A 12,421-nucleotide genomic window follows, 5' to 3' on the forward strand; every position below is an offset into this window, starting at 1 on the left:
CGTGAGGCTTAACCATACAACACCTAAGGGGTGTTGTTGTTCACCTAGACAAGAAATGCTTGTTTGAACTCTGATTTAAATCTTTATCCTTATCCGAATTGCTAAAGACACCGTTTTTTGCCTGGTGGCAATAGCGTTGTGGAACCACCTGACTCCATGCCGAACTCAGAAGTGAAACGCAACTGCGCCGATGATAGTGTGGGGCTTCCCCATGTGAAAGTAGGTCACTGCCAGGCACCCAATAAGAAGGCCCTGCTCATTGAGCGGGGCCTTTTTGCATTCAGCGCACACTAAAATGACCAGCTTTGGCATGGGGAGCAGGTAGAAAGCGCGCCCGTGGCGCAACAAACCCCATGTGTAAGTAGGTGAGGCGCAGCGCGCCGAACGCCAGGCGGAGACAATACCTCTGGTATTGGCTCCTACTCACCAAGTGCAGCAGACCTACTGCATACACAACACATCAGCCCACAGGGTGGGCCGTCCAGCGCGCAGGCCTCGCCCCCCTGCTTTCCAGCTCCGCATACATGCTACGCGTTCAAACAGCACCAAGCGTTGCTTGGTTAACTGCGCTGTTTTCACCCCCCGCTGTAAAAGGCTTCGCGGCGAATCAAAAGTACAGGGCTTGCATAAAAAGAGCGGGACGTTTTTGCATTCAGCGTTGGCTACTCATAAGCTCAGCTGGAAATTCGAGGGTGTTACGAGATTTATCTGCTACTTACGCAGATCATCTTTGGGGCTGGGGCCTCTAGCAACTCTCTCACAGCTTCCTCTCGCAATTTAATTAACTCACCACTGTTGTGCATTTCTAAGAATATACCACCTAGCTGATTGGCGAGGTCTTGATGCTTTATATGAAGATAGTGATACAAAGGCGCTTGGCTAAGGGGAGGCTCAAGGACACGGATGTTTGATAACTCCAATGTCTTTAGCCTAAGAAGAGCGGTGACTTTACCCGAGATGACAAAGTCGATTCTTCCCGTGCTGAGTACTTTCATCATTTGGCTCATATCATTATATAGAATGACTTCTTTAGCATGCTGCGCGCAGGTTTCAGCATGCTTGACGCCTCGAATGACCCCTACTCGATACTCGCTTAGGCCACGACATGTGCTGGGAGCTTGTTCATGGGTGGCACTAAAAAGGGTTTGCTCCAGATAGCTAATAGCAACCGGAACCTTGATGAGGTTTGCATAGTCAGGGGCAAAGCTAGCTACACGAAAGAGCTCGCCATCGGCTTTTCCGTCATTAGCGTATTGAATCGAACGCTTAGCAGGTAAGGCTTTATAGCTCAGAGTAATGCCAAGTTTGGCATAGGCGCGCTCGATGACCTTGCTACCCACAGTGATGATCGGTAAGTTCTCTGGACAAGCGAAAACCAGGGCCCTGCTCGAAGTAGCACCAGCAGTTAACAGTAACGTCGCGCCGAGTAGCCATAACTTTGTTGGCATCACCGTGTCTCCCTAGTGCACTTATCAGCAGCTGGAGTTCAGCTAACGGTTCTTACTCATCAAATCTAGTCGGTATTTTGCTCTATGGGCAGATCATAAGGATGTTTTGGGTGAAGAGGCGGGATGTGGGTAGCATAGCCCTTTGAAAGAAAGCCACCGATCTCGCAGTGGCTTGTTAATAGTGATAATACAATCTAGTCAGTTTTTAACTGATTTATCTCTTTTCTGAGCGCCCTCACCTCGTTGAGCAGCAATTGCATCTCGTCCATTTCTTCATCGCGAAGGGCTTTTTGCTCTTCAGCATCTTTTGCTTGCTGGGCCATACGCTGCTTGTTTCTTTCATCATCCATCACGCCCACCACGATTCCGATCACCATATTGAGGAAGGCAAAGGCGGTGAGGAAGATAAACGACACGTAGTAGGTCCAGCTCCATGGCACCACTTCCATGGTCTCGTACATGACGTCGGTCCAATCCTCGAAGGTCATGACCCTGAACAGCGTCAGCATAGAGATTGCGATATCACCCCACAGAAACTCGCTGATGTCAGCGAACAGCATATTACCGATGGCTGCATAGATGTAGAAGATAATAAACATCAGCAGCATGACGTAGCCGAGCTGCGGTAACGCCTTAATCAGTGAGTTGATCAAGAAGCGCAGCTCAGGTAGCACTGAGATCATCCGCATTACCCTAAACACTCGCACTAGGCGTGCGACCAGTGCTATCTCAGAGTTCTCCAGTGGTAACAGGCTCACCATAACCACGATGGAGTCGAAGATATTCCAACCACTTGAGAGAAACTTTGAGAGACTCTTAGTGGCTGCAAAACGCATCGAGATTTCTAGAACGAAGAACACGGTGATGGCGAAGTCTAAGTAACTAAGTGCTTCACTGACGGCGTGGGGGAGGATGAAGGTTTTTGCACCAACGAGTAAAGCTGCCAGTATGATTACCGCAATCACACAGCGCTCAAACAGCTTATTGGTGCTAATCCACTCTATCTTATTAGACAGAGTTGCTAGCATATTACGTCCTTATTTGTTGCAGCAAAGTCTGGCTGATACCACTTTGCCTTAGCGACTTTTCTTGCCTAGGTTAAGTGGCTTGCTAGCAAAAGCAAGACTTTGTATATCAATAGCTTAACTTGTGTTCGATGACCTCGCTACGAGTAACAATTGTATGCCTACTTGGTCATGAACTGTTACAACTGCAGCCTTCGCTTGCTTTCCGCCAGAGAGTATTTAATCTGTTGGGCTGACAAGTGCTAGGGCGGCCGGTGGTGAACATTGCCCTTGCTCACTTGGATTTCTTTAGCGCGTCAGGGAAGGCGTTATCTGTAAAAGGAAGTACTCATGCTAAATCGAATGCTCAATGTGATGGAGGCGCTCAGCGCTAACAAATTATTCGAGCGCGCCGTGATTGCGGTAATCATCTTGGCGGCCTTGGTGATCGGTGCCAAGACCTATTCGTTGCCGCGAGTGGTGGTTGATGCCCTGCTCTATCTCGATTGGGCCATCACGGTATTCTTTGTGGCTGAGATCAGCCTACGTTTTATTACCAGTCCGCAGAAGTCGCGCTTTTTCGCCAGTGGCTGGAATGTATTTGATACCTTCGTGGTGGTGATCAGTCTGCTGCCGCTGGAAAACTCCGATATCGCTTTGGTGGCACGTCTGGTGCGGATATTCCGGGTGATGCGGATTATCTCGGTGCTGCCCGAACTGCGCTTTTTAATCAACTCCTTGCTGAAAGCCCTGCCTCAGCTCGGTTATGTGATGCTGCTGATGTTCATCATCTTCTATATCTATGCCGCCATCGGCAACATGCTGTTCCAGGCGATCAATCCGGTTCTATGGGGCGATATTGCCATCTCCATGCTCACCTTATTCCGGGTGATGACCTTCGAGGATTGGACTGATGTGATGTACGAAACCATGCAGGTGCTACCGATGAGTTGGTCCTACTATGTGTCGTTTATTTTCCTCACTGCCTTTGCCTTTCTCAATATGGTGATTGGAATTGTGGTGGGGGTCATGGATGAAGAACGCAACAAGTTGCGCAACGAAGAGCTGGAACAGCAGCAAGCACTGCGTCACGAAGAGATGAATGAGATGCAGCTGCTTATCGATGAGGTACGCCAATTACGCGCAGAGTTGGTTGAGCAGCGGCGCGAGTAGTGGCTTGTCATGGTCACCAGAGCGTTAAGAGGATGCGTGCTTCCTGTTACCAAAACGAAAAAGTGAGTCTTTTCGCTTAAAAGCTAAGCACTTGCTGTCTTTACAGCTAAAGAAACGTCAGTCTCGGCGGTTACACTAGGGCGTTTTAGTGTAATTGCCGTCTTGCTGTATCCCTCTGCTCAAAGAGCCGATCGGCAGGCCCCAACCTGACTTCCCCTATGTTTAAGCAAATCAGTCTTAAGGCGAAGCTATTGGCTTCGTTTCTTGCCGCATTTCTATTGTTTTGCGTGCTCTATATCTCGTATGTATTTACCCAAATTAACCAGTTGAGCGAAACCCAAGCGCAACAGCGGATGGCCGACATTAGCCAAGCTAAGGCGCGTGAGATCCAATCGCTGTTCCGCAACCAAAAGGCCTTGGTCGAGGCTTCGGTTGCTCAGCTTAGGCTAAACCAGTTTTCTACTGAGGCCATTGAACAGGCGCTGCCTATGGTTCAACAGGCGGGCGATTTTTCTGCGGTGTTTCTTGGTTTTGAACAGAGTCGCGATACCTACCTGATACGCGACGATGGCAAGCCGGTGAACAAGCGCACGCTGGTCAAGGACAACTTCGATCCCACTGAGCGTCCTTGGTACCGTGAAGCGCACCAATGGGGGCAATCTAAAGTCATCGCGCCCTTCGATACCCATGTGGACGATCGCATCTGGTTGGGGGTAAGTGTGCCTGTTTACGAGGGGCGCCAGCTAACCGGGGTGTATCTGGCCGATTTTACCCATGACAAATTTGGCACCATTATCTCGGAGCTTCCGGGCAATGATGCGATTATCACCTTGGCCGACCAGCACAATCAGGTGATCCTCTCATCGGACGATGCATTGTCGTTTTCCGATCCGATTGCCGATATGCTTGAGCGCGCGCGCTTTGAGGGGCGCGTGACTCAACACGGCCGCCGCTACATCTCCCATACCATTGCGGTACCGGTGGAGCACGGTATCGACTGGCAACTGATGATCAGCATCAGCGAGCAGGAAGTGATGGCTGATGCGGCTGCACTAAAGCAGCGGGCGATGATGGTGTCGCTGGTGTTGGTGGCAGTGTTTGCAGGGCTGTTCTTTGTGGTGCTGAGCTGGGTGTATCAGCCAATCTTGGGTTTGAAACGTCTGGTGGTTGGCTTGTCGCGTCAGCAAAAGGACTTAACCCAGCGCATCCCGGTGGAAGGCCACGACGACATCGCCGATATCTCGATGGCAATCAACAGCTTTTTAGACAATGTGCAGCAGCTGTTGGGTGGGATACATGGTGCTTCTGACTCGCTATCTGGCTCCTCTGGTGAATTAAGTGGTGTGCTCAACGAGTCGCGCCGTAATGCTGAGCAAGAACAACAAGAGATGGAGCAGATCGCGACTGCGGTGACACAACTCTCCGGCGCCTCGAGTGAGGTCAGTCGCAATGCCGCTGACGCCGACGACCTGGCTCGCTCCGCGTTGGGAAGCGTCAACGTCGGACAATCCAGTTTGGAAGACCTGATTGAGCTCTCCAGCCAGATTGGTGAGTCAGTTACCGACAGTTCGCAGATTGTGCGGCGCTTGAAGGACTTCTCGTTAGAGATTGAATCGGTGGTGGATGTGATTAAGGGCGTCTCAGAGCAGACCAACTTGCTGGCGCTGAATGCCGCCATCGAAGCTGCCCGAGCTGGCGAACAAGGGCGCGGTTTTGCCGTGGTGGCTGATGAGGTTCGCAGCTTGGCAGCACAAACCCAGCGCTCGACGTTGAGCATCCAAGAGATCATCGAAAAGCTACAGGGAGAGGCTGAGCGAGCAGACTCGCACATGCAAAAGAACGCGCAACTAGTTTCGGGTTCCGATGACAGTGCCCAAGCGGTGTGTATCGCCTTTAACGACATCTTTGAGGTGGTAAACAAGATGTCTGATATCAATAGCCAGGTTGCGGCTGCAGCGGAAGAGCAGTCCAGCGTCACCGATGATATCTCTAGCAATGTCGCGGCTACCTTGAGCCTGGTGCAGTCGAACGTGAATGCTGTGGCGCAGAGCAGTGCTGCCAGCGAGCAGCTAGCTAAATTAGCAATCGAGCAACGCCAACAGCTGCAGGACTACACCATCGAATAGTTGCTTTGCGTAAGTTGACTTAAATATCACTAAGTCAACTTTTTCAGACGGCGCTCCAGAATTGCTATCTATACTGATCGCGAAGACGGTATAGATATGGAGCGTAAATGAAAGGATTCACTGACAAGTTATTGGTGATGGCACTTACGTGCTTACTGGCTGCCTGCGGTGGTGGTGGAGGTGATGGTGGCGGAGGTGATGGAGGTGGCGATGGCGACACTCCGGTCACCGAGCCTGAAGGGCTGTTTATCGACAGCTCACAGAACTCCTCAGTCGTTAACGATAGCGTCGAGTTCCGCGCTATTAGTTTAACCGGCACCTTTAGCGATCAGACCATCAGCTGGGACTTTGGCGACGGTACCCAACGGAATATCGGGGCGACGTCGTTAGTGCAGCATAGCTACGCGCAAGATGGTACCTACCAGGTGTCGGCCAGCTATACCTCGGCGCAAGGGTTAGAGCAGGCTCAGCTGCAAGTCACCGTGTTTAACGATGCCCGCTATGACTTTGGCGGTGAGATTCAGGTACTACCGAACACCATTGTCGATTCTGATATCAATGATCCGGTGGCGGAATATACCGAAAATAATACCCTGCAAGATGCCCAATCTGTGACCCCAGTTGCCGTTGTCAGCGGCTACATCACAGATGTGGCAACAGGCAACAGCCGCGACCGATTCTACCAGCAGGCCGATCCCTCCGACTATTTCCGGGTTGATTTACAAGCTGGCCAGCGGGTGTTCTTAGAGATTGCCGAGTGGGAAACCGGCGACGTTGATTTCGACCTTCAGTTGTTGGATGAGAGCGGCAACTGGATTGATCAATCCATTGGGGTCAATAAAACCGAAAACCTGAGTGTGGCCGAAACGGGCAGTTACTACGTCCGCGTATACAGCTATGAGGGCTCGGGGAACTACACCCTGCGTTTGATATCGCAAAACAGCAATACCGTGTTACCCGAGGGGCACTATTCAACCCAGCAAGACTTTACGTTGGGAGAAGCAGTTGCTTCAAGCGGTGCGCCTGCGACCTTGGCCAGAAGCAATGGCTACAATGCCATGGAACTTGTCGATCTCGACTTGTCGGTGGCACGTTCTGCAGTTGGCGACAAGCAAGCTAAGCTGGCAACCCTGCTGGCGATTAAGCAGCTTCATCATCAAGGTAAGTACCAGCAGGTATCGCCTAACTTTATGTATCAAGCCTTCGAAGTGCCCAACGATCCTCTGTATGACCGCCAATGGCACTACCAAGCTATTAAGCTCGAGCAGGCTTGGGAACAGCAGCGCTTGTATGACAGTGGATACTCGCCAGTGATAGCAGTGTTGGATACCGGAATCTATCAAAGCCATGATGACCTTGCTTCCGTGCTAAGCAACGATGGCTTCGATTTTATCAGCGATCCAAGCAATGCGTTGGATGGTGATGGCTTCGATAACAACCCGGAAGATCCCGGTGATAGCCCCAATGGTAGCTCCTCTTGGCATGGTACCCATGTCGCTGGCACCGTTGCCGCAGCAAGCGACAACAACCGCGGCGTCGCTGGGGTGAGCCGCAATACCGAGATCATGAACCTGCGCGTGCTTGGACGCTTTGGCGGCAGTACCTGGGATATCTCGCAAGCAATGCTCTACGCCGCTGGGCTGAGCAATGCGTCGGGCCAACTTCCCACGCGTGCTGCGCGGGTGATCAATATGAGTCTGGGTGGCAGTGGCTATGATCCGGCCTTTGATTCGGTGACCCAGCAAGTGATCGGCCAAGGTGTGGTCGTAGTGGCTGCAGCCGGAAACGAGAGCACCTCGTCGCCGAGTTACCCTGCGGCATTTGATAACGTGATTTCTGTGTCGGCAACGGCCGCAGACAACACGCTGGCCTATTACTCCAACTATGGCAGCAGCATCGATGTTGCCGCGCCCGGTGGTGATACCAGCCGCGACTTAACCGGTGATGGCTATGGCGATGGGGTTTACAGCACCTATGTAGCCGAGAACAGCGCCGGGCGTTCGCAAAGCTACGCCTATTTAAATGGCACCAGTATGGCAGCCCCCCATGTAGCGGGCGTTATTGCACTGATGATGACCGTGGATGAAACCTTGGATGCTGCGATCATCAATGATTTGTTGGCGCAGGGCGAGCTAACCCAAGATATCGGCAGCGTTGGCCGAGACAACCTCTATGGCTATGGCTTGATCGATGCCGAGAAAGCGATCAACACCGCCGCAGACAGTAACGGAGTGCCCGGTCGCTCCTACTTACGCTTCGACGTAAACCAGTTAGCGCTGGATCTGGCAGCCGATTCAGCCAGCTTTAACCTTAGCCGGGTTGGCGATGCAGCCCTGTCGGTAACCTCCATTAGCGCTAGCGCCGATTGGATGAGCGTAACTGCGGTGACAGTCGATGGTGATGGCTTGGGGGATTATCGGGTTCAGGTTAATCGTGATGGCTTAGCAGATGGCGTGTATCAGGGGCTGGTAAATGTTGTGGCCTCGGATGCGAGTGAGCTGTCTTTGTCGGTATCGATGCTTATTAGCAGCGTTACTGCTGGCGATAGCGGTCTGGTGTATGTCACCTTGGTAGATGTAAACGGCTATCAAGACACCCAGCAGATCGTGGTGCAAATGGTTGATGGCCGTTTCACCTATCTGTTTGAACAAGTCCAATCCGGGGAGTATGAAATTTATGCGTCGTCGGACAATGATAATGACTTCGAGCTCTGTGATGAGGGTGAACTGTGTGGTGCCTATCCACTGATCAATGAAATGGAAACGGTGCTATTGGAAAGTGACGCATTAAATATCAACTTTACGCTGAGCCCAATCACTACAGAGGACTACGGTCAGCAGCAGTTAGTGGAATTCGCCCGTTACTAACATATCGATTCTTCTAACCCGCAAAAGTAGGCACTTGCCACTCTGGTTCTGAATTATTTATTGATTCAGAACCAGATTTCTCCAACAAGTCCGATCTCGCTCACCCTGCAATAAAGTTACTATTGTGCCTGCCGATTATTGATGGTACCCGTAGTGTTAGGGTTGCTGTAACCATGGCCCGGGGTGAGCGTTAGGAGGAAAGTTGCTGGATTTAAGCTGTTTGCGGCCATCGCAAGACAAACTGGGGGTAATGCTAAAAATAGCACCCCAGTCGAGTGCGGTGAGTGAGATCGATATACGTGCGCTGTTAATGCGCTCGGATTTCAGTCAGTACCTGATTGATCAAGAGGCGCTGCAGGAAGCGGTCGATAAGTTCACTCAGCTACGGGAGCAACCCGACCTCGCCGACGAGTGGGGAGATACCGAAGTTAAGCTCGCCTCAGCCAAGAATGCTGAGGTTGAGGTGACCATCTCTGAAGATCGTATGGTCGCTTGGGCCACCATCACTGCCGCGCATGGTGGCCGCCCTATTGGTCATCGCGATCTGGTGGTGGCAATGCAAGAAGCCGGAATTCAGTTTGGTCTGCAAAAACGCCGTGCCACCGAGTTGATTCACTTTGGTCAAAAAGCCGAACCCGGTAGCACCATCAAACGGGTGGTGGCCTTGGGTCGTCATCCTGAAAATGGCGAAGACTCCCGTTTTGAGCGTCTAGTCGATACTCCACTAGAGCGAGTGCGCCGTCCTAAAGAGCTCGACCATGGCCGGGTTGATATGCGCGACTTAGGCGATCTTGGTACGGTGAAGCCCGGTACCGCATTGATGCGCCGCCATCCCCATATCCTTGGCCGTGAAGGCATGAATGTAACTGGTCAGGCCCTGCCCCACAAAGCAGGCAAAGAGCTGGCCTTGTTGCCCGGTGATGGCACCGAGATATCTCCAAGCGATCCTGAGCTGCTGATTGCTACCCGCAATGGTCTTCCTCTTGTGGTTAAGCAGGGGATGAAAGTGGATGATGTACTGTCGGTGAAAACCGTCGATGTGGGCTATGGCCATGTGGACTTTGAAGGCTCGATCCATATCACCGGCGATGTGGCAGAGGGAATGCGAGTATCGGCAACCGGTGACGTGCATATCAACGGCTTCGTTGAGTCTGCACATATCGAAGCGGGCGGCGACGTGGTGGTGGGCAAAGGTATTATTGGCCACCGTCGGGAAGAGCTCGACGAGCTGAGCTGTTCGGTTAGTGCTGGCGGTTCAATCAGCGCCACCTTCGCCCAGTATGCCGATCTGCAGTCTGAAGGTGATGTGTTGATCAGCAGCCAGTTGCTACATAGCAACATCAACAGCAAAGCTTCGGTATTAGTGCGCGATGAGCAAGGCTTCAAGGGCACCTTGGTGGGCGGTAAGGTTCAAGCCGCTAACACCATCGAGTGTGTGGTGCTTGGGGCGACGGCGGGCACTAGCACCTCCTTGCACATTGAGGGTGAAATCAGCGAGATCCGTGAAGAGTACCAAAGCTTTGTTCGTACCAAGAATGTGCTGGCTGAGCGGATAAGCAAGATCCTCGACGCCCAGCTACGACTCAGCACCCAGCGTAACGGCAATGATGAAACCAGCCAGCGCTTGGCAGTTACCCTTAGCCACTCCCAGGAAGAGTTCGCACGAACCAGCTACGCCATCGAGTGTAACTTGGAGAAAGAAGAAGCCTTCTTCGATAAAGCCAAGATCATCGCCTTAAAAGAGCTCCACCCCAATGTCTATCTGGACGTTGCTGGCTTTAAGGCGGTATCACGTCGCCAATATGGGCCCTCAGAGACCAAGGTCGAAAAGGGTAAGTTACTGCTCGAACCCCTGCAAAACCCCAACCAGAAGAAATAGTCCTTTTAGGCCGCAGTCTCCTGCTGCGGTCGCCTACCTATCGCCATGGCCAAGCCGTTTCAATCGGTCACGTAAGGTGGCAGAAACCATCCATTCGTTCGTTATGAATATGTTTAGAGCACACCGCTAAGACTAAAGTCTAAGCGTAATTCATTGGTTTTATTCACAAACCACCCGCTTTCAAATGGCGGCATCTTAACAAGCGTCTAACATAAGTGAGTAGCCAACTCTTTGGTTTAACGAATAAAACAATCAATGAAACGAAATGGAGAACGTTCATGCTGAAGTCCCTAGCCACCAAAACCCTAGTGCTAGCGGGCGCACTTGCCTTGGCGGGCAATGCACTTGCTGCGGATAAAGTGTACAAACTGAAGCTTGCGCAGACCTGGGGACCAAACTTCCCGGTGTTTGGTGATGCAGTAATCAACATGGCCAAGATGGCCGAAGAGATGTCGGGCGGTCGCCTGCAAATCCGCATCGATGCCTCCAACAAACACAAAGCGCCCTTTGGCGTATTTGATCTGGTGAAGAGCGGCCAGTACGACATGGGGCATTCAGCGTCTTACTACTACAAGGGTAAGGTGCCTAACACCTTGTACTTCACTACCATGCCGTTTGGCATGAACGCCCCCGAGCAACACGCTTGGTTGCAATACGGCGGTGGCCAAGAGCTGATGAATCAGGTTTATGCGGAGCACAACTTGGTGCCCTTCCCCGGCGGTAATACCGGGGTGCAAATGGGCGGCTGGTTCCGTAAAGAGATTAACTCAGTGGATGACCTGCAGAACCTGAAGATGCGCATCCCCGGTTTCGCCGGTGAGGTGCTAGCTAAGCTTGGCGCCACCCCGGTGAACATTCCACCCGGTGAGCTTTATACTTCACTGGAGCGCAACACCATCGACGCGCTGGAGTGGGTGGGTCCATCGCTCGACCTGCGTATGGGCTTCCACAAGATTGCGCCCTACTACTACATGGGATGGCATGAGCCAGCCACCGAGCTGATGTTTATCGTGAACAAGAAAAAGATGGAGAGCCTGCCGGAAGATCTGCAAGCCATCTTAAGCAATGCTATGCACAAAGCGGCTTACGATATGTTCATCCACTCCTACGCCGAAAGTGCCAAGAACTGGCAAACCATGCTCGAAGAGTACCCCAACATCCAGGTTAAAACCTTCCCGGATGATGTGATCAAAGCGCTTAAGCAAGCCAATGATGAACTGCTCCAAGAGAAGGCGGCAGAAGATGCCATGGCAGCTCAGATCATCGAGTCGCAGCAGACCTTTATGGAGGCCATTCGCGCCTACACCGCCATCTCTGAACAAGGTTACCTGAACAGCACCGCTGATCTGTAATCGTCAACAAGCTGCGGGCTGACACTTATTGGGTGTCAGCCCGTCTTGGTTTAACGCAAGGATGTAATATGTTGTTCTGGCAGCGTCAACTGGACCGATTTTCGTTGTTTCTTGGGAGGCTCAGTGCAGCGCTTATGCTGCTGATGCTACTCAATGTGTTCTACGATGTGGTTGCCCGGTATTTCTTTAAATCCAGCTCGATTGGTATGCAGGAGTTGGAGTGGCACTTCTTTTCTTCGATGTTTATGTTGGGCATCGCCTATACCCTGCACGCCGAGGGGCATGTGCGGGTCGATATCTTCTATGAAAAATGGTCCGAGAAAACCCGCGCCATCGTCGATATTGTCGGGGTAGTGGTGTTCCTGCTTCCCTTCTGTGGATTGATTCTATGGTATGGCCATGGCTTTGCGTTGGAGTCGTTCCGACTCGGCGAAACCAGCGGCGATCCCGGTGGTCTTCCTTATCGCTGGATCATTAAATCGATGATCCCGGCATCTGCCTGCTGTTTGGCACTGAGTGGTATTGGTTTGTTACTGAAAGACCTTATCAAGCTCAGTCAATCATCTTAAGAC

At 51.9% G+C, this 12,421-nt stretch carries 8 protein-coding genes and 1 rRNA gene; 7 read left to right on the plus strand and 2 right to left on the minus strand.

The window, feature by feature from the left end; translation table 11 throughout:
* Positions 1-120 precede the first annotated feature (120 nt).
* Positions 121-236: ribosomal RNA gene (gene rrf, locus G461_RS0105200) — 5S ribosomal RNA — on the plus strand.
* A 468-nt stretch (positions 237-704) separates the two neighbouring features.
* On the opposite strand, the gene G461_RS0105205 is transcribed toward rrf, so the two are convergent.
* Entirely contained in the window at positions 705-1,448 is a 744-nt protein-coding gene (locus G461_RS0105205) for a substrate-binding periplasmic protein (RefSeq protein ID WP_026971036.1), read from the minus strand.
* Between the two features lie 194 nt (positions 1,449-1,642).
* Positions 1,643-2,476: an ion transporter gene (locus G461_RS23360; RefSeq protein ID WP_035479448.1), complete on the minus strand. Its 834-nt coding sequence runs from the start codon at positions 2,474-2,476 to the stop codon at positions 1,643-1,645.
* A gap of 327 nt (positions 2,477-2,803) precedes the next feature.
* Between G461_RS23360 and G461_RS0105215 the strand changes: the two genes are divergently transcribed.
* The 6 genes from G461_RS0105215 (at position 2,804) to G461_RS0105240 (ending at position 12,418) form a co-directional block, all read left to right on the plus strand.
* A complete protein-coding gene (locus G461_RS0105215; protein ID WP_026959766.1) occupies positions 2,804-3,625 on the plus strand; it encodes an ion transporter in 822 nt (273 codons plus the stop codon).
* Between the two features lie 218 nt (positions 3,626-3,843).
* Positions 3,844-5,751 carry a methyl-accepting chemotaxis protein gene (locus G461_RS25395; protein WP_051333370.1) on the plus strand — a complete coding sequence of 636 codons (1,908 nt, stop codon included), beginning with the start codon at positions 3,844-3,846 and terminating at the stop codon, positions 5,749-5,751.
* Between the two features lie 107 nt (positions 5,752-5,858).
* Positions 5,859-8,618, plus strand: a complete 2,760-nt coding sequence (locus G461_RS0105225) for a S8 family serine peptidase (protein ID WP_026971037.1) — start codon at positions 5,859-5,861, stop codon at positions 8,616-8,618.
* Positions 8,619-8,820: 202 nt separating this feature from the next.
* On the plus strand, positions 8,821-10,497 hold the full coding sequence (locus G461_RS23370) for a flagellar assembly protein A (protein ID WP_051333371.1): 1,677 nt from the start codon (positions 8,821-8,823) through the stop codon (positions 10,495-10,497).
* A 278-nt stretch (positions 10,498-10,775) separates the two neighbouring features.
* Entirely contained in the window at positions 10,776-11,849 is a 1,074-nt protein-coding gene (locus G461_RS0105235) for a TRAP transporter substrate-binding protein (RefSeq protein WP_026959764.1), read from the plus strand.
* Between the two features lie 68 nt (positions 11,850-11,917).
* On the plus strand, positions 11,918-12,418 hold the full coding sequence (locus tag G461_RS0105240; RefSeq protein WP_026971038.1) for a TRAP transporter small permease subunit: 501 nt from the start codon (positions 11,918-11,920) through the stop codon (positions 12,416-12,418).
* The last annotated feature ends 3 nt before the right edge of the window (positions 12,419-12,421 follow it).

Source organism: Aliagarivorans marinus DSM 23064 (assembly GCF_000429485.1).
Taxonomy (GTDB): Bacteria; Pseudomonadota; Gammaproteobacteria; order Enterobacterales; family Celerinatantimonadaceae; genus Aliagarivorans; species Aliagarivorans marinus.

What these genes read in the sequence shown, in the direction of transcription:
- G461_RS0105205 (WP_026971036.1), bottom strand. Translation starts at nt 1,448, where the DNA reads ATGCCAACAAAGTTATGGCTACTCGGCGCGACGTTACTGTTAACTGCT.
- G461_RS0105225 (WP_026971037.1), top strand. Translation starts at nt 5,859, where the DNA reads ATGAAAGGATTCACTGACAAGTTATTGGTGATGGCACTTACGTGCTTA.
- G461_RS23360 (WP_035479448.1), bottom strand. Translation starts at nt 2,476, where the DNA reads ATGCTAGCAACTCTGTCTAATAAGATAGAGTGGATTAGCACCAATAAG.
- G461_RS0105235 (WP_026959764.1), top strand. Translation starts at nt 10,776, where the DNA reads ATGCTGAAGTCCCTAGCCACCAAAACCCTAGTGCTAGCGGGCGCACTT.
- G461_RS0105240 (WP_026971038.1), top strand. Translation starts at nt 11,918, where the DNA reads ATGTTGTTCTGGCAGCGTCAACTGGACCGATTTTCGTTGTTTCTTGGG.
- G461_RS0105215 (WP_026959766.1), top strand. Translation starts at nt 2,804, where the DNA reads ATGCTAAATCGAATGCTCAATGTGATGGAGGCGCTCAGCGCTAACAAA.
- G461_RS25395 (WP_051333370.1), top strand. Translation starts at nt 3,844, where the DNA reads ATGTTTAAGCAAATCAGTCTTAAGGCGAAGCTATTGGCTTCGTTTCTT.